We start from the raw sequence: 20,050 nt of genomic DNA, 5'->3' as shown, positions 1-20,050 counted from the left end.
GCTGCCGGGTATTGCGACACCCTCGACACGGCGGGTAAAGAGGCCCTGTTACGGAACTGTGGGTCGAACCGGTGCCGTCCTCGAGGTATCATGTCGGATCAGGCAATATTGGTCACCGGTGCCGCCGGTTTCATCGGCTTTCATGTGGCCCGCCGGCTTTTGGCCGAAGGCCACAAGGTGGTCGGGCTGGACAATCTCAACAGCTATTATGACCCGGCGTTGAAGCAGGCACGCCTCGATATCCTGCGCGCGGATTCGCGGTTCAGCTTCGTGCAGACCGATCTCGCCGACCGGGCGTCAATGAGCGAACTGTTCGAAAAGAACCGGTTCACAAGGGTGCTCCATCTCGCGGCCCAGGCTGGCGTCCGCTATTCGATCGACCATCCGCACGCCTACGCCGATGCCAATCTCGCAGGCTTCCTCAACGTGCTGGAAGGATGCCGGCATCATGGCTGCGGCCATCTGATCTATGCGTCGTCGTCGTCGGTCTACGGCGCCAATACCAAATTGCCGTTTTCGGTCGATGACCGGACCGATCATCCGGTCAGCCTTTATGCGGCGACCAAAAAGGCCAACGAATTGATGGCGCATTCCTACAGCCATCTTTACAGCCTCCCGACCACTGGATTGCGATTTTTTACGGTATATGGGCCGTGGGGCCGGCCGGACATGGCGATCTTCCTGTTCACCAAGGCGATCGTGGAGGGCACCCCGATCAAGTTGTTTAACCATGGCAAGATGCAGCGCGACTTCACCTATGTCGACGACGTGGCGCATGGTATATTGCGGCTGATCGATCGCGTGCCGGGAAGCACGGAGGGGAAGGGCGGCGGCGCGCTCGCGCGGATCTACAATATCGGCAATAACCGGCCGGAAGACCTCATGCATGTCGTAGCAGTCCTTGAGAAGGAACTGGGTCGCGCCGCGGTCAAGCAGATGTTACCGATGCAGCCCGGAGACGTGTTGGCTACCTACGCCGATATCGACGATCTGACGCGCGACGTGGGTTTTCGGCCGCAGACTTCGATCGAGGACGGTATTCGCGCGTTTGTGGCCTGGTATCGCGATCACTATCGGATTTGAGGCAGCGATGAACGGACGAATTATCCCCTTGATCATGTGCGGCGGCGCCGGGACGCGGCTGTGGCCGGCCTCGCGCGAGGTCCATCCCAAACAGTTTTTGCCGTTGTTCGGGACGCGCTCGACCTTTCAGGAGACGCTGCTCAGGGTATCGGATGCGACGCTGTTCGAACGGCCGATCGTCATCACCAACAATGCCTATCGTTTCATGGTGCTGGAGCAATTGGCCGAGATCGGGCTCGAGGCCGATGTGCTGCTCGAGCCGATGCGGCGCGACTCCGGGCCTGCGATCGCAGCGGGGGCGGCTTTCGCGCAGACGCGCGACAAGGACGCAATCGTTCTGGCATTGGCCGCCGATCACGTCGTCCGCGATGTCGCCGCGTTCGTCGTCGCCTGCCGCGAGGGGCTTGCCGCCGCGGAAGCCGGCCGCATCGTGACCTTTGGCGTGCAGCCCGAACGCGCCGCCACTGAATACGGCTACATCAGCCCCGGCGAGACGATTTCCGGCGCGGTTCGCGCGGTCGCCAAATTCGTCGAGAAGCCGGATCCCGCGACCGCCGCCACCTACATCAAGTCCGGCTATCTCTGGAACAGCGGCAACTTCATGTTCCGCGCCGCGGTGCTATCAGATGAATATCGCAACGTCGACGCGGCAAGCGTGCAGGCGGTCAGCGATGCCGTGAGCAACGCCGGAACCGATCTCGGCTTCGTCAAGCTCGATGAAAAAGCCTTCGGATCGGCCAAGGCGATCTCGATCGATTACGCGGTGATGGAAAAAACCTCGCGCGCCGCGGTGGTGCCGGTGGCGTGCGGCTGGTCCGATGTCGGCTCCTGGCATGCAGTGTGGGAGTTGTCCGACAAGGACGGCCAGGGCAACGCGGCGCGGGGCGCTGCCGTGTTCGAGGATTCCCGCAATTGCAATGTCTCGACCGACCGCGCGCTGGTCGCGCTCGAAGGCGTCGACGACCTCGTGGTGGTGGCAACCCAGGACGCGGTGCTGGTGTCGCGGCAGAAGGACGCCAACGGGCTGAAGCGGCTGGTCGCGAAACTGAAGGTCAGCGCACCCGAAGTGACCGAGAGCCACATCAAGGTGCACCGGCCCTGGGGCTCGTATCAATCGGTCGACAATGGCGACCGCCACCAGGTCAAGCGAATCATCGTCAAGCCCGGCGGCCGGCTCTCGCTGCAGAAGCACCATCACCGTTCCGAGCACTGGATCGTGGTCCGTGGCGCCGCGCGCGTCACCGTCAATGAGCTGGTCAAGACCGTGCACGAGAACGAATCGATCTACATCCCGATCGGCGCGGTGCACCGGCTGGAAAACCCCGGCAAGATCCAGCTGGAATTGATCGAGGTACAGACCGGCAGCTATCTCGGCGAGGACGATATCATCCGCATCGAGGACGATTATCAGCGCACCTGAGCCATCAGGGTTTTTGCGAGGTTGCTGCCCATAGCGTTTTCGAGCGAAGCGTCAAGAAAACGCGTCAGAAGGCTCGAAGTCTTCGCCACCCTATGTAACTCTTTGAATCAAAACGTGTCCTGAAAAGATCGATGGCATTCGCCACATTTGTGGCGGCGTGCTATAGCGTTTTCGGGCTAGGTGGGGGCCACCGGTTCGCGTGCAGAAAACGCGTAAAAACAAGAAGATAACGGCTCGGTTCTGATTCATCGGGACCGGGACTTTATTGGAACGGCCGGGATGTTACTGACGAAAAGTCTGTTGGGGTCGATGACATGAATTCAAAAGGGTCCGCTTCGGGCGTGAACACCGAGGCCAGGCGCGCGTTGCGTGTTGGCGTGATCGGCGCAGGCGTCATGGGCAGCAACCACGCCCGGGTATTGGCGGGCCTGCCCGGCGTCACGCTGGTCGGCATCGTCGATCCCTTGCCGGAGCACCGCGCGCGCGCCACCGATCTCGTTGGATGCCGCGCGTTCGCGAGCCTCGATGTGCTGCTCAGCGAGGGCGTCGATGCCGTGACGATCGCCGCACCAACCCATCTCCATCATGAGATCGCGCTCGCCTGCATAGCGCGCGACATCCACATCCTGGTCGAGAAGCCGATTGCGCCCACGGTGCAAGAGGGGCGGGACATTGTCGACGCCGCGCGCCGGGCCGGCGTGACGCTGATGGTCGGCCATGTCGAACGCTTCAACCCGGCGGTTGCCGCGATCAAGCAGGCGATCTCGGGCGAAGATATTCTCTCTATCGGCATCACCCGGGTCGGACCGTTTCCGCCCCGGATGTCGAATGTCGGCGTCGTCATCGATCTCGCCGTGCACGATATCGATTTGATCCGCTGGTTCACCGAGTCCGACATCGTCGAGGTGCAGCCGCAGCTCTCCAGCGCGGTCGCCGAGCGCGAAGACATCGCGCTATTGCAATTCCGCACCGCCTCCGGCGTGCTCGCCCACATCAACACCAACTGGCTGACGCCGTTCAAGGCGCGCAGCGTCACGGTGGCGACCCGCGGCAAATATGTCATGGGCGACCTGCTGACGCGCCAGGTGACGGAGTGCTTCGGCTTCAAGCCCGACGGCAGCTATTCGATGCGCCATCTGCCGGTCGGCCATGACGAACCGCTGCGCGCCGAATTGATCGCGTTCCTGGAGGCCGTCCGCACCGGCAATCTGCCGGCGGTTTCCGGCGACGAAGGCGTGGCCAGCCTCGAAATCGCGATCCGCTGTCTCGAATCACCCGCCAGGCCCGCGGCGACCACCGCCCGCAAGGGCCCGCGCCGCGTCGCCGGCTGATTTCCGTTTCGTCTCATCCCCGCAAGGCCCCATGAACCAGCATATGCGTCCCGAACCCGTTCCCTTCATCGACATCGCCGCGCAGCGCCGGCGGCTCGGCAAATCCATCGATGAGGCGGTCTCCCGCGTGCTCGCCCATTGCCAGTTCATCAACGGTCCGGAAGTCACCGCGCTCGAGGCCGCGCTCGCGAAGTTCAGCGGCGCCAGGCATGTCGTGAGCTGCGCCAGCGGCACCGATGCGCTCTTGATGGTGCTGATGGCCAAAAAGGTCGGCCCCGGCGACGCTGTGCTGTGCCCGTCGTTCACGTTCTGCGCGACCGGCGAGGCGGTGGCGCTGACCGGCGCCGTGCCGGTTTTCGTCGACGTCGACGAGGCGACGTTCAATATGGATGCCGGCTCGCTCAAGCGCGGCATCGCAACGGCCAGGCAGCGCGGCCTCAATCCGCGCGCGGTGATTCCGGTCGACCTGTTCGGACAAAGCGCCGACCACGACGCCATCGCCGGGATCGCGGAGGCCGAAGGCCTGTTCGTGCTCGATGACGCCGCCCAAGGCTTTGGCGCCAGCTACAAGGGCCGTCGGCTCGGCACTTTCGGTCTCGCCACCGCGACCAGCTTCTTTCCCGCAAAGCCGCTCGGCTGCTTTGGCGACGGCGGCGCGATCTTCACCGATGACGACGAACTCGCCGACACGCTGCGCAGCATCCGCGTTCACGGCCAGGGGTCGGACAAATACGACAATGTCCGCCTCGGCCTCACCGGGCGGCTCGACACCATGCAGGCGGCGGTGCTGATCGAGAAGCTGAAAATCTTCGAGGACGAGATCGCGGCGCGCAACGCCGTCGCGGAGCGTTATGCCCGCGGCCTCGGCAACCTCGTCACCGTTCCGCACCTCGCCGCCGGCTGCACCTCGGTCTGGGCGCAATACACCATCCGCCTGCCCAAAGGCACCGACCGCGACGCTTTCGCCGCTGATCTGAAGGCGCAGGGCGTCCCGACCGCGATCTATTACACGAAATCGATGCATCAGCAGACCGCGTACCGGGATTTCCCGGTCGCCGACGGCGGCCTGCCGGCGAGCGCGCGGCTGTCGGACGACGTCATCAGCCTGCCGATGCACGCCTATCTCGACGAGCCGACGCAGGAGCGCATCATCAAGGCTGTGCGCGGCGCGCTTTCAGCCTGATTTCGCCATTTTGAAGCGCCGCTTCATGCGCTAGAAGCGGCGTATGCTTGGACGCATCTTCACCGTCGGCGGCTACACGCTCCTCTCCCGGCTGACCGGTTTTGCGCGCGACATCATGCTCGCGGCAATCCTGGGCGCCGGTCCCGTGGCGGATGCGTTCTTCGTGGCGCTGCGCCTGCCCAATCATTTTCGCGCCATCTTCGCCGAGGGCGCGTTCAACGCGGCGTTCGTGCCGGCCTATGCGCACGTCCACGGCGAACGCGGCGAGGCCTCGGCGCGCCTGTTCTCCGACCGCATCTTCACGCTGCTCTTCGCCTCGCAATTGATCCTGCTCGCGGTCGCCTGGCTGTTCATGCCGCAGGCCATGAGCATCCTCGCGCCCGGCTTCACCGAGGACGCCGAGCAGCGGCGGCTGGCGATCGAGCTGACGCGCATCACGTTTCCCTATCTGCTGCTGATCACGCTGGTGACGCTCTATGGCGGCATGCTCAACGTGATGCATCGCTTTGCCAGCGCCGCGGCGGCGCCGATCTTCCTCAACCTCGCGATGATGATGACGCTGGCGCTCGCGGCATTTTTCCCGAGCGCCGGCCACGCCGCGGCCTGGGGCGTGCTGATTTCCGGCTTCCTGCAATTCTTCCTGCTTGCCGGCGACCTCGCGCGCCACGGCGGCCTGCCGCGCTTTGCGCCGCTCAAGCTAGACGAAGACGTGCGCGCGTTCTTTCGCGCGCTGGGGCCGGCGACCCTCGGCTCGATGGGAACCCAGGTCGCATTGTTTGCCGATACCATCATCGCGACGTTCCTGCCCGCCGGCGCGCTTTCGGCGCTGTATTATGCCGACCGTCTCAACCAGTTGCCGATCGGCGTGATCGGCATCGCCATCGGCACGGTGCTGCTGCCGGAGATGTCGCGGCGGCTGACGGCGGACGATCATGCTGGCGCGGCGGCAGCGCAGCGGCGGGCGTTCGATTTCACGCTTTTGTTTTCGGTGCCGTTCGTCGCCGCGTTCCTGACGGTGCCCGACGTCATCATGCGGGCGATGTTTGCGCGCGGCGCGTTCTCGAAAGCGGATGCGGCGACCGCGGGCGCGACCCTGGCGGCCTATGCGGTGGGCCTCATTCCGTTCGTGATGATCCGCAGCGCGGTTGCGACGTTCTACGCCCGCAAGGATACCGCCACGCCGGTCAAGGCGGCGCTGACCGGCGTCGCCGTCAACGTCGCCTTGAAGATTGCCTTGATGGGGACGCTGGCCCAGATCGGTCTCGCGCTCGCCACCGCCGTCGGCGCCTGGATCAATCTCTTGCTGGTGCTCGGTTTTGCGGTGCGAAGAGGCTATCTCGAACTCGATCGCGCCCTGATGCAGTCGTTTGCGAAGTTCGCCGTGTCAGGCATCGTCATGGCGGCCGCGCTCTGGCTGACCGCGAGATTTTCGCTGCTGTACTTTGCTCAAATGCATGCATTTCGCGATGAGTTGACATTGCTGCTTCTGGTCGCGGCCGGGGCTTTTGTCTACGGTTTCTCCGTCCTGGTGCTGTTCGGCAGAGGCTGGCTTTTCTCCTTGATCCGCGGCTAAACCCGTTTGCGCTTCGCGGCGAACCGCGCCAATATGGCGCCAAATAACAGCGCATTTGGAGATACGATGGCAGCTCCCGTTAAATTCGGCGTCGGTCAAAGCGTCCGGCGCAAGGAAGACGATGCGCTGATTCGCGGCAAGGGCCGCTACACCGACGATTTTTCGCCACAGCCGGCGATGCATGCGCTGGTGCTGCGCTCGCCGCATGCGCATGCCAAGTTCACCATCAATGTCACCAAGGCCCGCGGGATGCCCGGCGTCGGCGCGGTTTTGACCGCCGACGACGTCAGGGATCTCGGCGATCTGCCGTGCCTGTTCAATCTGGAAGTCGATCCGTTCACCGGCCCACCCTATCCGATCCTGCCGAAGGATGAGGTCCGTCACGTCGGCGACGCCGTCGCCTTCGTGGTCGCCGACACTATCGACCAGGCCCGCGACGCGATCGAGGCGATCGACGTCAATTGGACGCCGCTGCCCGCCGTGGTCGGTCTTGCCAATGCCGTCAAGAAAGATGCGCCGCAGGTGTGGCCCAATCAACCCGGCAACGTCCTGTTCGATGTTTCGATCGGCGACAAGAAAGCGGCAGAAGCTGCGTTCGCGAAGGCGCATGCGGTCGCCGAGGTGTCGATCGTCAATCCGCGCATCGTCACCAATTTCATGGAGACGCGCGCGGCGGTCGCCGAATACGACGCCAAGCGCGATCACCTGACGCTGACGATCGGCAGCCAGGGCAGCCATCGACTGCGCGAGATCATCGGCGGCATGGTGCTGAAGATGCCGCTGGAAAAGATGCGGGTGATCTGTCCCGATGTCGGTGGCGGGTTCGGCACAAAACTGTTTCCCTACCGCGAATACGCGCTGATCGCGGTCGCCGCGCGAAAGCTGCGCAAGACCATCAAATGGACCGCCGACCGCGCCGATCACTTCATGGGCGACGCGCAGGGCCGCGACAATGTCACGACCGCGCGGATGGCGCTGGCCGAGGACGGCAAGTTTTTGGGCATGGACGTCGACCTGATGGGCGACATGGGCGCCTATCTCTCGACCTTCGGGCCCTACATTCCGCACGGCGGCGCCGGCATGCTGCCCGGCCTTTACGACATCCAGGCGTTCCACTGCCGCGTCCGCACCGTCTTCACCAACACCGTGCCGGTCGACGCCTATCGCGGCGCGGGACGCCCCGAGGCTGCGTACGTCGTGGAGCGGCTGGTCGACGCAGCCGCGCGAAAGCTTGGGCTGACGCCCGACGCAATCCGGCGCAAGAACTTCATCGCGCCGAAGGCGATGCCGTACAAGACCGCGACCGGCAAGATCTACGATTCCGGCGATTTCACCGCGCATATGAAGCGCGCGATGGAGGTTGCCAACTGGAAGGAATTTCCCAAGCGCGCCAAGGCGGCGAAGAAGGCGGGCCTGGTGCGCGGCATCGGCCTTGCGAGCTATGTCGAGGTCTGCGGCACCATGGGCGAAGAGACCGCCAATGTGGCGCTCGATCCCGAAGGCGACGTCACCGTCCTGATCGGCACCCAGTCGAGCGGGCAGGGCCACCAGACCGCCTATGCGCAATTGATCGCCGAGCAGTTCGGGCTGCCGCCCGAGCGCGTCCATGTCCTCCAAGGCGACACTGACCGGATCGCCACCGGGCTCGGCACCGGCGGTTCGGCGTCGATTCCGACCGGCGGCGTCAGCGTCCAGCTTGCCACCCGCGAGCTCGGCGGCAAGCTCAAGGAGATCGCTGCCGAAGCGCTGGAGACCAGCGCGGGCGATCTCGAGATCAGCGACGGCCGGATTCGAATCGCCGGCACCGATCGCTCGATCAGCTTTGCCGACCTGGCAAAACGTCCGGGCGTCGATCCCTCGAAGCTGAATGCGAGCGCGACCTTTACCCAGGCCGACGGCACCTATCCGAACGGCACGCATCTCGCCGAAGTCGAGATCGATCCCGCCACCGGCATCACCCGGATCGTCAACTACGTCATCGTCGACGATTTCGGGGTGACGCTCAATCCGCTGCTGCTCGCCGGCCAGGTTCATGGCGGCGCGATGCAGGGGATCGGTCAGGCCCTGATGGAGCAGGCGGTCTATAGTTCGAGCGATGGCCAGCTCGTCACCGGTACGTTCATGGACTATGCGCTGCCGCGCGCCTCCGACGGCCCGTCATTCCACTTCGAAACCCACAACGTGCCCTGTACGACCAATCCGCTCGGCGTCAAGGGTGCGGGCGAGGCCGGTGCGATCGGCTCCTGTGCCGCGGTGGTCAACGCGATCATCGAGGGGCTGTGGCGCGAATACAAGATCGACCACATCGACATGCCCGCGACCGCCGAACGGGTCTGGATCGCGATCCGCGAGCACCAGCGCCGGCATAGCCTCTGATATTTTGCCGGGCGCGGGAATGAAATGCCGCGCCCGGAGTTCTACCGATGGATAAGCCGCGACTCGTGCAGACGGGTTCGCGGCTTCGTTTGGAACCGCTGCTCGAGATGGAGAACTGGCCGATGATACGAACGGTTGTTGTTGCAGGGACCTTGTTGCTCGGTGTCGGCGCTGTGATGGCGGACCAGGATCTGGCCGTTAAGCAGGACAATTTGATGCGGGCACAGGGCAAGAGCATGTACGGCGTGCTGCTCAAGACCGTGAAGGGCGAAATTCCCTACGATCAGAAAGCGGTCGATGCCGCCATCGCCGATCTTGAAAAAAGCGTGCCGACGATCTCCACCGTATTTGCGACCAATCCCAAGGAAGACGTGGTGAACGCAACGTACGGAGCGAAGCAGTCAATCTGGAAGAACAAGGCTGATTTCGACGCGAAGATCCCGCCCGTCAGCAAGGCGATCGCGGATGTGAAGGGCACGGTCAAGGACGCTGCCAGCCTGAAGGTCGCGTTCGATACGATCCAGGAAAAATGCACCGGTTGCCACGAGACGTATCGCGTCAAGCTGAAATAGTCCGGCGTCAGATTCGGCCGAAGCCGGTCCAATCGTCCGGATCAAATCGTTCGAAATAGCCGAAATAATAAAGGGTGGTCGCCGTCGGGCGTCCACCCTTTATCTTGAGATGCCGAAAAATACCGAAGCTTGCTTCGTCACCCCGGTGCGAAGACCTCTTCGTCACCCCGGTGCGAAGACTTTTTCGTCACCGGTGCGAAGACTTACTTCGTCACCTGGCCGCGGATTTCACCGCCCGGATTGGCTGCGGTGTGGATGTTGACGTAGTACTTGCCCGCCATCAGGTCGGCGGCCTGGGCGTCGGTCAGCGTGGCGCTGCCTTCGGCCGGGCTCGACGTCGCGTTCGGGATCGCAACCGCAACGCCGGCGTTCTTGCCGGCTTCGGCGGGCCCATGGAAATGCGCCGCAGTCGCAGGCCCGGAGAGACCCGAATAGGTCACCTTCCAGCTCAGCTTCTTGGTGGCGGCATCGTAATCGATGTCAGCCGTCCCTTTGCCGGCGCTGGCATTCGGCGGCACTTCGGCCTTCCCGTCCAGCGTGGCTTTCATCTTTTCGGCGAAGGCGGGTCCGGCAAAGGCAATCGCAGCACCCAGCGCAATCGTGGCGAGCATGGTCTTGTTCGACATGGTTTTCTCCCTGTTGACCTCAAACGACGGTGTCAGCTTCAAAACAACGCCGTTCCGGATTTATTCCCGAAATGGCGCCGAGCGCGCGAAACTTCCGGCAAGCTTATGGCGCAAAGTGCGGCCATACTACCCATTGGACTGACGGGCTAGATTCCTGTTTTGACGCGTTTTCTTCACGCGAACCGGTATCCACTTCGCTCGAAAGCGCTCTGATGACGGATTGGTGAATGCTGCGACGAATACTCCTTGTGACCGCTCTGGCCGGCGGCGCCGGCTTCGGGTTGTTCTGGTGGCTGACAATTCCGGCGGTGGTCGCGGCAAATTCGCTTCCCGCCTATCAGCCTGATCTCGCCAACGGCCTCACAACGTTCAATGCCGGTGGATGTTCCGCCTGCCACGCGGTGCCCAATCAACCCGATCGCCTGAAGCTCGGCGGTGGGATTGCGATTCCTTCGCCGTTCGGCACCTTCTACGTCCCCAATATCTCGCCGGATCCGAATGACGGTATCGGACGATGGAGCGAGGCCGATTTTGTTACCGCGCTGCAGAAGGGGACCTCGCCAGCCGGCCGGCATTACTTCCCGGCGCTTCCCTATACGTCCTACCAGCACGCCCGGGTCGAGGATATCAGAGACCTCTTCGCCTATCTGAAGACGCTGGCGCCGGTCGCCGGCAAGGTGCGCGATCACGAGGTGCCGTTTCCGTTCAGCATTCGCCGCAACGTAGGGGTCTGGAAATGGCTGTTCATGGACGGCAAGCCCTTTGCGCCGGATGCTGCGCGGCCGGCGCGGTGGAATCGCGGCGCGTATCTCGTCAACAGCCTCGGCCATTGCGCGGAGTGTCACAGCCCGAGGAATTTCCTCGGCGGGATCATTGGATCGCAGCGATTTGCAGGCGGGCCCGATCCGGAAGGCGAGGGCTGGGTCCCGAACATCACGCAAAAGGGGCTGGCCGACTGGAGCGCGAAAGATATCGCGTATTTTCTCCAAACCGGACAGATGCCGGAAGGCGACAGCGCCGGCGGCCCGATGGCGCGCGTGATAAAAAACACCTCCCAATTGTCGCCGCAGGACCGCGCCGCCATCGCCGACTACATCAAGTCATTGCCGCCGGTCGAGGGACCGCCACGGCCGCCAAAGAAGGCAAAGAGCGACGACAAATCCTGATCTCGCGCGCGTTGCCGTTTCGGATTTCAGGCCTCGCCGGCAGGACCGTCAGGCGCGCCATGCGCCGGCGGCGATCACCATCAGTGCGCCTGCAATCGCCAGATCCTTGACGAACAACGTCCGTTCCGCCTTGTCGGCGAGGTTGAGGTGAAACCCGAGCGCGGTCGCGGTACAGAACAGCGCCAGCGCGCCGGCCGCAAACGATAGCTGCCAGCCGAACAGCAGCGCCAGCCCGGCGCCGAGCTCGAGCGCGATCACCAGCGGCAGCAGCACGCCTGGAATATGGTGCGCGGCCATGTGATCGAGGAAGGGTTGCCGGCCGGCGATTTTTGCAGCGCCTGCGAGAATGAACAGCAGCGCGAGCAAAGTGCGGCCGACGATGGTGACGATCGTAAAAGGCATGGAAATCTCCCCTGGTTTTGTCATGAGGTGGTTTGGTTAAGCGGCGCGCTCGGCGGAGGGGCGCGAAAAGAACAGGACGGCGGAAAGGATGAAGGCAAAGACGAAGAAAATCGTCCGTCCGAGCACCAGCGCCTTGGCCTGCTCCACCGGGGTCACCGAGATCAGCACGCCGAACGGAATGTAGCACCACAGCACCAGGGCGATGGCTTTGCCGAGTTTTCCGAACTGCAGGAAGCCGAACGAGAACAGCAGCACCGCCAGATAGCTCGCGTGGAACTTGACCTGGGAGGCGATCATCTGAAGCTCGCCATCGGCCGCCGACAGCGGCAGCCCGTTCTGGATCGTGTGCACCATGGTCATGATGTGATGGTTCTCGACGCAGTCCAAGAACACGGTGAGCATCATGGCTGCGAGTGCTACGCCGAGCAGGCGCGGGTCCAGCATCGTGCGCAGCCGGACGCTCAGCACGATGAAAAACGCGCCGTAGAAAATCATGAACAGATTATCCAGCCCGAGATTGAGCCGCAGGCCGAACGGAACGAGGGGGGTCGCGAGATAAGTGCCGTAGGCTTCAAGTGAGCGGGCGGTCTGGAAGAAGTCCTGCGAACCCCTGGTGGTGACGATGGCCGCGACCATGGCAGCAACGGTCAATGCCGCCAGCGTCGCCAGAATGGCGAGCAGGCGATCCAACGATCTGGTCTCCATGATATAGCTACTCCTTGCCGGTCAAATCGGCCTGTCGATTTCGGATATCATCTGCTATCTGGTATAGATATCAATTGATATCTGCAAATCAACTGTTATCTTGGAATTCAGGAGGCCGGCCCCGGTGGCAAGGTTAAATCGCGAGGAAAGTCAGGCGCGTACGAAGAGTCTGCTGATCGAGGCGGCGCGCGACGAGATCGTCAAAAAGGGCTTTGCGCTCGCCTCGGTGCGCGACATCGCGGACGCGGCCGGATTTTCGCAGGGCGCGTTCTACTCGAATTTTCCGGACAAGGAGGCGATCCTGCTGGAACTGGTGCAGCGGCACCAGGTCGAGGAGCGCGCCAAGATCGAGGCGGCGTTGAGCCACGCGCCCGGCGACGCCGCGAAGGCGATGGCCGGCATCGAGAAATGGGCCGCGACCGTCAATTCCGATCCGGGGTTTGCGGTGCTGGCGATTGAGCTGCAATTGCAGGCGCTGCGCAGCCCGTCCTTCGCGCAGGGCTACAACGAACTCAACCGCAAGCACCGCCGCGCTCTGGGATTGATGGTGGCGCGGTTGTTCGAACTGTTCGGCAAGAAGCCGCCCGCCGATCCCGTCGAGATCGCGGCCGCGTTCACCGCGCTCGGCCGCGGCATGGCGTTGATGTCCGAGGCCGGCGAGACCAGCCGCGCCGGCAAGATCATCGTGATTTTTCTGAAGGCACTGATCGAATCGGCGGCGGAGACGGATTCCTAGCTAGTCTTCGTCCGGCTCGCGCACGACCGGCGGTTCGTCGGCGCGGTCCTCTTCCTCTTCGTCCTCGTCCTCTTCGTCTTCATCAGGATCTCGGGGCGGCATCGTGTTGCCCATGATCACGAAGGGACTCCAGTCGATCAACCTGGTGGAAAATTCCTCGGGGATGTGTGGGGTCATGTTGTTGCTCCTCGGGTATGGACCCTAGGGGATTTTACGCCTTCTGCTCTGATTTCCGAATGAGGGTTAGCGCCGCACCGTTTTTCGGGGCATGCCAGCGCTGGTCAGCTGCGGCGGCTCGTCAACACGACCGTACCAATCGCGACCATGTCCATGCTGCGGATAGGTTCCCGGATCACGGGCTCGTTGAACGCATCATCGAGGTAGTCGCGCCGTGTTAGCAGCGGCCTCAGCCAACATTGCCTCCAACTGCGACTTGGTGAATTCCTCAGGTTGCCTCACTCTTGGCTTGCGCGTAGACACTATCCTATCCACCGGGCGGGCACAGGCCGCCAACAGCGCTGGCTTTCGCTTCGGTACCGGCCTTATCTTGGGTTTTGCGGTTGGCGGCTTGTGACCACGCTTCAGGCCCAAACGAGTTAGCTTGGCGCAGACCGCGTTACGGCTACACCCAAGACGTCGCGCGATCTGCGCGGCGCTCTGTCCGACGGTCCAGAGTTTTTTGAGCAGTGCTACGTCTTCCGCATCCCAACCCATGGGAGATGCTTATACACCGACTTGCAATTACAGGCTAGTCGACACCCGGATAGCCAGGAGCATCCCGGCGCGGCACTCACGGGGCTGCGACCAGCCGCTAATCTCGTCGGCGGGACACCTGACGTCAACCGAGATACCTAAGCGAACTGTCCAACGATCGCCATGAACGCCGGTGAGTTTGGGCGGGCGAACCAATCGGACCACCATGTCCTCCAGCTCCAACACCAGTATCGCCAAGAAAGCTCACACCAAGGCCGAGGCGGATTTTGCCACTTGGCTCATGATGGCCAAGCTCGGTGGTTTCGATGACCTTCCGTCAAACGCACAGAGCTTTCTGACTAACTATCGAACCCGACTGGAGACGATGAGCGAGGCCGAGTCCACGGCCGTGGCCGTTCGCGAGGTCTACAGCGCCTATTACAGCGAGATGGGAGGCGTGGGCGCGGCGCCGGAACCAAAGGCTCGCACACCAACGACAGAGGGCAAAGTCGTGCGGTTTCAGAGAGGGCCTAAACCTCAGCCCGGTCTATCGGCTGCGCGCCATTCGACGATGCCAATGATCCGAAAATCCCTCTCGGCACTGCTGATTTTCGCGAGCATGGTGGCTCTGATTGTCGCATATAGATTTCTGACGCAGTAACACTAGCGCGTGATGCGTTGGGGTTGATCTCCCTCGCCCCGCTCTTGCGGGGCCAAGACGAGCGAAGCTCGCTCTGAGAGGGTTGGGGTGAGGGGCTCGTGCCGCGGTGACGGTGGGAGATGAGTTCGCTGTGACTCCCCCTCACCCGAAATTCAAGCCAACGGGGCGGCGCTTCGCGCCGACCCGTTGGCTTGAATTTCTACCTCTCCCCGCAAGCGGGGCGAGGTGAACGAAAACCGGTGCTTGTTCGATCATAGGACATCCCGCGCCAGCCGGCTACGCGAGTCGCTCGATTCCGAGGTCATCGGCCACCTGGTCCAGTCCGCGCAGCAGCGCCGCTGCGATCGGAATGCCGAGGCGCGTGCGGCTCGCCCGCGTCTCGTGGCTGCGTTCGCCGGGCACGAGAATCCGGTCCACGCCCGGCATCCGGCTGGAGTTGCGAAAATCGCGCACCAGCGCATCGACACTCCGTTTGAACAGGGCGACGTCGCCGAACGCGGCAATGTTGATGGCCGCGATCGCCTGGCCGGTGTTGGTGACGCTGTCGTCGTCATGGTTGAAGTCGATGACGTCGCGGCCCATCGCCGCCCCGCCGAGCGTGCCCGCCAAGAGGCCGATGATCATGGCAAGGCCATAGCCCTTGTAGCCGGCCTCCATGCCGCCGAGCGGCAACAGCATGCCCTCGTCGGCGCGCTTCGGATCGGTCAGCGGTTTGCCTTCGCGATCGATCATCCAGCCTTCCGGCATGGTCTCGCCGCGCAACGCCTTGGTCTTTACTTTGCCGTAGGCCGCGACCGTCGTCGCCATATCGAGCACGATCGGTCTCTCGTCGCCGGCCGGGATCGCGGCTGCGATCGGATTGGTCGACAGCAGCATGTCGAGGCCGCCCCAGGGCGGCAGATGGTTGGCATTGCCGACCGCGAAGTACAATCCGATCATGTCGTGGGCGAGCGGCATGGTCGCATAGAGCGAGGCGGGACCGGCATGGTTGGAGAATTGCGAGTTGACCCATGCAATGCCCGTGGTGCGCGCCTTTTCGATCGCGATCCCGGCGGACCGCTTCATGACGAGATGGCCCATGCCATTGTCGCCATTCACCACCGCGGTAGAGATGTGATCGTGCACCACGCGGATGTCGGGCCGGACGTTGAAGCCGCCCGCCTTGATGCGCCTTGCATATTGCGGCAGCCGGGTCACGCCGTGCCCGTCCGAGCCCTGCAGATCGGCTTCCGCCATCAGCGTGGCGACGGTCGCGGCATCCTCGTCCGGCAAGCCCAGCTTCGCCAGCGCTTCCCGGATGAAGGCCTTTAGCCGGCTAAAAGTGACGGTCGTTTCAGATGACAGGATCAGTACTCCGGTTTCAAGGGGGAGCGCGGCTGTGAAGCAACGCGCGAAAGACTAGCCGCGCTGCAGCAGCGGCCGCAAGCTGCGAATGTCGGCCACGGATTCGATTCCGAACACCGTCTCGATCAGCCTGTCCGACTTGTCGCGTCCGAGCACCGGCGCCGTGAGATCGCGGGACTTGTTCATCACCTCGGCGCGCGTCATCGGGTTGCGCGGCGTGCCGCGCACAGCCGTAATGCGCTCGGTGAGCAGGCTGCCGTCGCTCAGTTCGATCTCGACCACCGTGACGCGCACCGGCAGTAATTGGGCGAGTTCCTCGTCATAGACCAGGTTCACCTTGGCGCGCTCGTGCAGCGCAGCCGCATCCAGCATGCGCGGCTTGTCGTGGGCGCCGCGGAAGGAAACGGTCTTGTCCAGCAGCATCACGGCGACCATGTGCTGAAGGCAGATGTCGGGGATGTCGCGGTTGTCCACCACCTTGGCAACCGATGGCGCAAGGCGCACCGTTACGCGCCTGACCTGGTCGGCCTCGAACGGCTTGTTGCCGCGGATCGCCTCGATCCCGTCGAGCGGCGCCTGAATGGGCGAGCCGACGGTCCATTTCTTGATGTCGGTTCGCGCGATCTCGTAGCGCTCGCCAAGCTTCTCGATCAGGCGGTCGGGTTGCGCTTTCGGCGCATAGGCGGCGAAAAAATTGTCGGCGCCCGAGAAGATATCGTCGACGCCGTTCCAGCCCGTCTTGACGAGCAATGCCGAGGTGACGCCGTTCCGCGCCGGCATGCCTGCAAACACAAAGGCCTTCTCGATGTGGTCGGTATCGCGCCGCCAGGCGATGAAGCCGGAGGATTGCTGGGCCGTATAGTCGAGCGCCCAGCGCATCTGCTGTGCATCGAGGCCGGCGGCGCAGCTCGCCGCGGCGGCGGCGCCGAACGTTCCGGCGATGCTGTGGGTCGACAGGCTGCTCGCGTAGCTGAAATCAGCGCCGCCCATCGCCATCGCGACCCGCGTTCCGATGTCGTAGCCGAGCGTCACGGCCCGCAGCAGCGTGGCGCCGTCGATTCCGAACTCCTCTCCCGCCGCCAGTGCCGCCGGCACCACCGAGCAGCCCGGATGGGAGCGCGATTCATTATGCGAATCGTCGGTCTCGTCGGCATGCGCCATGACGCCATTGGCAAGCGCGGCATCGGCCGGCCCGGCCGTCAGGTCGGACGCCACAACCGTCATCGCGCCTTTCGCACCGCGTTCGCTTATGTAGCGCTGGGCCGCCTGGCCGGGCGGCAATTCCGATCCGGAGATCATCGCCGCCAGCGTATCGAGAAGATGATATTTGGCGTGTTCGGTGATCTCAGCGGGGAGGGCGCGGGCACCCGCGGCGCTCATATGGGCGCCGAGCGCGCTCATGACTGGCCCGGGACCCGGTGTCTGGGCGAATACGCGCGCCGGCGAACCTAACGCCATCGCAGTCGCGGCCATGCGAACAAGCTGTCGTCGATCCACGGTGCCTGCGCCATTTCGCACCACGGCTAACCGGTGCCGAACGCCTTGAAGGTGATGATGGTGTGGGTGTCCTGGATACCCGGGATGATCTGCACCTTTTCGTTGACGAAATGGCCGATGTCGGTGTCGTTGTCGACGTAGAACTTGACCAGCAGGTCGTAATCGCCGGCGGTGGAGTAGATCTCCGAGGCGATTTCGGCTTCCGCAAGCGCGTTGGCGACGGCGTAGGACTGGCCAAGCTTGCATTTGAACTGAACGAAGAAGGGAACCATCGCTGACGTCTCCGAAATTATTGCTCACAATAGGCCAAAAATGCAGGCTTGTGGCAAGCGAACTTGCTGCCAATCTCCCGCCGCGCTAGGACACCTCATGGCCCTGATCGTACCAGCCGCACAAGCCCTGCGATGACGACGCCGATCGCGCTCACCATCGCCGGTTCTGATTCGTCCGGCGGCGCCGGCATCCAGGCCGACCTGAAGACCTTTGCCGCGCTCGGCGTCTTTGGCGCCTCCGTCATTACGGCGCTGACGGCGCAGAACACCCAAGGGGTCAGCGGTATTCACGCGGTGCCGGCCGAGTTCGTGACCGCGCAGATCGACGCGGTGTTTTCCGATCTCGCGGTTGCCGCCGTCAAGATCGGCATGGTGGCGCAGCCGGCCAGCATCGATGCCATCGTCGCGGGGCTGACGCGCTGGGCGCCAAAGCACGTCGTGCTCGATCCCGTGATGGTCGCGACCTCGGGCGACCGCCTGCTGGCGCAAGAGGCGGTCGAGGCGCTCCGCACCAAACTCATTCCGCGCGCCTTGGTGATCACGCCCAACCTGCCGGAGGCCGCCGCGCTACTGGACGAGCCGGTGGCCGTGAGCGAGGCCGCCATCGAGAACCAGGGCCAGCGCTTGCTGGCGATGGGCTGCCAGGCGGTGCTGATCAAGGGCGGCCACGGGCAGGGCGCCGAGAGCATCGATTATCTCATCGACGCCAAAGGCACGATCGCGCTCGCCGCACCGCGGATCGCGACCGAAAATACCCACGGTACCGGCTGCTCGCTGTCGTCGGCGATCGCGGCGGGGCTTGCCAAGGGCCACAATTTGGAAACCGCCGTCCGCAACGCCAAGGACTGGGTCAGCGCGGCGATCGCGGCCGCGGACCGGTTCAGCGTCGGTCACGGCCACGGGCCGATCCATCATTTTCATCGGTTCTATTGAGAGGTCGCGATCAAATCTCCCGTCGTCCCTGCGAAAGCAGGGACCCATGCGCCGCGGCTTAACCGTTAGAGCGATGCGGCCATTGTCTTCGCGACAACTACGCCCTGTGGTTATGGGTCCCTGCTTTCGCAGGGACGACGAGTTGCATGTGCCCTTTGTCGTAGGAGCGGCGATACGCCGAAATCACTACTCGGCGATGGTTCCCTCGCCAACGCACATACCCGGTATGGCGACCCTTTGAAAGAAACTCGCCGAGACGAACATCAGAACGCGTCCGCGGCGGCACCGCCGTACACCCACATGGGTTCTCCGCAGGTGCTCGGACCATGGTCAGTCATGCAGGCGGCGCTCCATGATGGAGCAGCAACCTCGCGCGCGACTGTTGCGTGGTATTTTGCGGTCACATTGCCGTCTTTTGCCAGTGCGGGAGTCCCGACAGAAAGGGCGGCCGACACGGCGAGCCGCACAAGGATATTCTTGATCATCGCTAGTTGTGGAGCCTCAACAGGTTGTCCTCGGTCAAGCCGAGGCGGCTGATGGGTGGTTTGGACTTTAGACTGCTGTGTGGTCGATGCCAGTTATATCGATGCAGCCAGATCGGCAGGTGCTGAGCCCGATGATCTGATGTGAGATAGGCTTGGGCATAGGCCCATTCGCGCAACGAGGTTTGGACGAAGCGCTCGGCCTTGCCGTTGGTTTTCGGCGTATAGGGCTTAGTGCGCAGGTGCTTGATTTTGAGCAGGCGCAATGCCTTAGGGTAACGACGGGATCGGAAGCTAGTGCCGTTGTCGGTCATGACACGATAGACTTTGACACCATGGGCCCTGAAGAAGCGCAACGCGTTAAAGAGAAAGCTCAGGCAGGATCGACGTTTTTCATCGGGCAAGATTTCCGAATAGGCGACGCGGGAATGGTCGTCGATTGCCAGGTGCAGATATTCCCAACCGACCCTGCGGCTCTTGCTTTGGCGATCGCCGGTGATGCGGTGGCCGACTTGCTCGAAACGGCCCAGCTTTTTGATATCGATGTGGATGATCTCGCCGGGGTGTTCGCGCTCGTACCGGCGCACCGGTTCGGCCGGCTCCAGTGCCGAGAGCTTGTTGATGCCGAGCCGCTGCAGGATGCGGCTGACGGTCGCCGGAGACACGCCGACCTCGGCCGCGATCTGCTTGCCGGTGTAGCGCTGGCGGCGCAAGGCCTCAACCATGGCGCATGTGGCGGGCGCCGTTTGGCTTGGCAATGAAAGAGGCCTGGAGGAGCGGTCGCGCAAACCATCGACACCGCCTGCGCGGAACCGTCCGACCCATTTGGCGACGGTCTTTGGCGTGGTGTTGAACTGGCGCGCGGCGGCCGCTTTGCTCAGTCCCGCTGCCACACTCCGCACCATGGCCTCTCGACCTTTCGGCGTCAGGGGAGCATTCTTATGGCTGTTCATCTGGTCTCTCCGTGGAACACTGAAGCTTCGCAACCTCAGCTT

General features: G+C 63.3%; 21 protein-coding genes. 11 read left to right on the top strand and 10 right to left on the bottom strand.

The genetic code is table 11. The features are described from left to right. The first annotated feature begins 90 nt into the window (after window positions 1-90). From V1289_RS04530 to V1289_RS04500, 7 genes are all read left to right on the top strand, one after another. Window positions 91-1,083 (top strand): NAD-dependent epimerase, encoded by a 993-nt coding sequence (locus V1289_RS04530; RefSeq protein WP_334395814.1) that lies wholly within the window; start codon window positions 91-93, stop codon window positions 1,081-1,083. 7 nt (window positions 1,084-1,090) lie between these two features. Beyond that, window positions 1,091-2,503 carry a mannose-1-phosphate guanylyltransferase/mannose-6-phosphate isomerase gene (locus V1289_RS04525; RefSeq protein ID WP_334395813.1) on the top strand — a complete coding sequence of 471 codons (1,413 nt, stop codon included), beginning with the start codon at window positions 1,091-1,093 and terminating at the stop codon, window positions 2,501-2,503. Window positions 2,504-2,817: 314 nt separating this feature from the next. Further along, window positions 2,818-3,834, top strand: coding sequence for a Gfo/Idh/MocA family oxidoreductase (locus V1289_RS04520; RefSeq protein ID WP_334395812.1), 1,017 nt, complete (start codon window positions 2,818-2,820; stop codon window positions 3,832-3,834). A 31-nt stretch (window positions 3,835-3,865) separates the two neighbouring features. Continuing rightward, complete coding sequence (locus tag V1289_RS04515) at window positions 3,866-5,017, top strand: DegT/DnrJ/EryC1/StrS family aminotransferase (protein WP_334395811.1); 1,152 nt, start codon at window positions 3,866-3,868, stop codon at window positions 5,015-5,017. Window positions 5,018-5,060: 43 nt separating this feature from the next. Next, window positions 5,061-6,590: a murein biosynthesis integral membrane protein MurJ gene (gene murJ / locus V1289_RS04510; RefSeq protein ID WP_334395810.1), complete on the top strand. Its 1,530-nt coding sequence runs from the start codon at window positions 5,061-5,063 to the stop codon at window positions 6,588-6,590. A gap of 66 nt (window positions 6,591-6,656) precedes the next feature. Next, entirely contained in the window at window positions 6,657-8,966 is a 2,310-nt protein-coding gene (locus V1289_RS04505; protein ID WP_334395809.1) for a xanthine dehydrogenase family protein molybdopterin-binding subunit, read from the top strand. A gap of 47 nt (window positions 8,967-9,013) precedes the next feature. Beyond that, window positions 9,014-9,538, top strand: a complete 525-nt coding sequence (locus V1289_RS04500) for a c-type cytochrome (protein WP_309178210.1) — start codon at window positions 9,014-9,016, stop codon at window positions 9,536-9,538. A gap of 203 nt (window positions 9,539-9,741) precedes the next feature. Here V1289_RS04500 and V1289_RS04495 read toward each other — a convergent pair whose 3' ends face one another. Further along, entirely contained in the window at window positions 9,742-10,164 is a 423-nt protein-coding gene (locus V1289_RS04495) for a CHRD domain-containing protein (RefSeq protein ID WP_334395808.1), read from the bottom strand. Between the two features lie 227 nt (window positions 10,165-10,391). Between V1289_RS04495 and V1289_RS04490 the strand changes: the two genes are divergently transcribed. Continuing rightward, complete coding sequence (locus V1289_RS04490; protein WP_334395807.1) at window positions 10,392-11,330, top strand: c-type cytochrome; 939 nt, start codon at window positions 10,392-10,394, stop codon at window positions 11,328-11,330. A gap of 48 nt (window positions 11,331-11,378) precedes the next feature. On the opposite strand, the gene V1289_RS04485 is transcribed toward V1289_RS04490, so the two are convergent. Both V1289_RS04485 and V1289_RS04480 read right to left on the bottom strand, forming a co-directional pair. Continuing rightward, window positions 11,379-11,732 carry a DoxX family membrane protein gene (locus tag V1289_RS04485; RefSeq protein ID WP_334395806.1) on the bottom strand — a complete coding sequence of 118 codons (354 nt, stop codon included), beginning with the start codon at window positions 11,730-11,732 and terminating at the stop codon, window positions 11,379-11,381. Between the two features lie 36 nt (window positions 11,733-11,768). Continuing rightward, window positions 11,769-12,437 (bottom strand): hypothetical protein, encoded by a 669-nt coding sequence (locus V1289_RS04480; protein ID WP_334395805.1) that lies wholly within the window; start codon window positions 12,435-12,437, stop codon window positions 11,769-11,771. A gap of 124 nt (window positions 12,438-12,561) precedes the next feature. On the opposite strand from V1289_RS04480, the gene V1289_RS04475 reads away from it, so the two are divergent. Then, window positions 12,562-13,173 (top strand): TetR/AcrR family transcriptional regulator, encoded by a 612-nt coding sequence (locus V1289_RS04475; protein ID WP_334395804.1) that lies wholly within the window; start codon window positions 12,562-12,564, stop codon window positions 13,171-13,173. On the opposite strand, the gene V1289_RS04470 is transcribed toward V1289_RS04475, so the two are convergent. Both V1289_RS04470 and V1289_RS04465 read right to left on the bottom strand, forming a co-directional pair. Next, a complete protein-coding gene (locus V1289_RS04470) occupies window positions 13,174-13,350 on the bottom strand; it encodes a hypothetical protein (protein WP_334395803.1) in 177 nt (58 codons plus the stop codon). It abuts the gene before it with no gap. A gap of 195 nt (window positions 13,351-13,545) precedes the next feature. Beyond that, window positions 13,546-13,887 carry a GcrA family cell cycle regulator gene (locus V1289_RS04465; RefSeq protein WP_334395802.1) on the bottom strand — a complete coding sequence of 114 codons (342 nt, stop codon included), beginning with the start codon at window positions 13,885-13,887 and terminating at the stop codon, window positions 13,546-13,548. Between the two features lie 205 nt (window positions 13,888-14,092). Here V1289_RS04465 and V1289_RS04460 point away from each other — a divergent pair, with 205 nt between their 5' ends. Then, window positions 14,093-14,527: a hypothetical protein gene (locus V1289_RS04460; RefSeq protein WP_334395801.1), complete on the top strand. Its 435-nt coding sequence runs from the start codon at window positions 14,093-14,095 to the stop codon at window positions 14,525-14,527. Window positions 14,528-14,803: 276 nt separating this feature from the next. On the opposite strand, the gene V1289_RS04455 is transcribed toward V1289_RS04460, so the two are convergent. The 3 genes from V1289_RS04455 to V1289_RS04445 are packed head-to-tail and all read right to left on the bottom strand — an operon-like array spanning window position 14,804 to window position 17,640. After that, window positions 14,804-15,871: an Ldh family oxidoreductase gene (locus V1289_RS04455; protein WP_334407266.1), complete on the bottom strand. Its 1,068-nt coding sequence runs from the start codon at window positions 15,869-15,871 to the stop codon at window positions 14,804-14,806. A gap of 54 nt (window positions 15,872-15,925) precedes the next feature. Beyond that, a complete protein-coding gene (locus V1289_RS04450; RefSeq protein ID WP_334395800.1) occupies window positions 15,926-17,344 on the bottom strand; it encodes an MmgE/PrpD family protein in 1,419 nt (472 codons plus the stop codon). A gap of 50 nt (window positions 17,345-17,394) precedes the next feature. Further along, complete coding sequence (locus tag V1289_RS04445) at window positions 17,395-17,640, bottom strand: Lrp/AsnC ligand binding domain-containing protein (RefSeq protein WP_309178203.1); 246 nt, start codon at window positions 17,638-17,640, stop codon at window positions 17,395-17,397. 132 nt (window positions 17,641-17,772) lie between these two features. Between V1289_RS04445 and thiD the strand changes: the two genes are divergently transcribed. Then, window positions 17,773-18,573, top strand: coding sequence for a bifunctional hydroxymethylpyrimidine kinase/phosphomethylpyrimidine kinase (gene thiD, locus V1289_RS04440; RefSeq protein ID WP_334395799.1), 801 nt, complete (start codon window positions 17,773-17,775; stop codon window positions 18,571-18,573). A 263-nt stretch (window positions 18,574-18,836) separates the two neighbouring features. Here the strand turns inward: thiD and V1289_RS04435 are convergent, their stop codons facing one another. Together V1289_RS04435 and V1289_RS04430 are read right to left on the bottom strand one after the other, a co-directional pair. Beyond that, window positions 18,837-19,058 (bottom strand): hypothetical protein, encoded by a 222-nt coding sequence (locus V1289_RS04435; protein WP_334395798.1) that lies wholly within the window; start codon window positions 19,056-19,058, stop codon window positions 18,837-18,839. 2 nt (window positions 19,059-19,060) lie between these two features. Then, window positions 19,061-20,008, bottom strand: a complete 948-nt coding sequence (locus V1289_RS04430) for an IS481 family transposase (protein WP_334395797.1) — start codon at window positions 20,006-20,008, stop codon at window positions 19,061-19,063. Window positions 20,009-20,050 lie beyond the last annotated feature (42 nt).

Origin of the sequence: Bradyrhizobium sp. AZCC 2289 (assembly GCF_036924615.1) — a bacterium.
Classification (GTDB): domain Bacteria; phylum Pseudomonadota; class Alphaproteobacteria; order Rhizobiales; family Xanthobacteraceae; genus Bradyrhizobium.
Note: the sequence above shows the minus strand (reverse complement) of the source record. Positions and strands in the feature narration are given on the sequence as shown.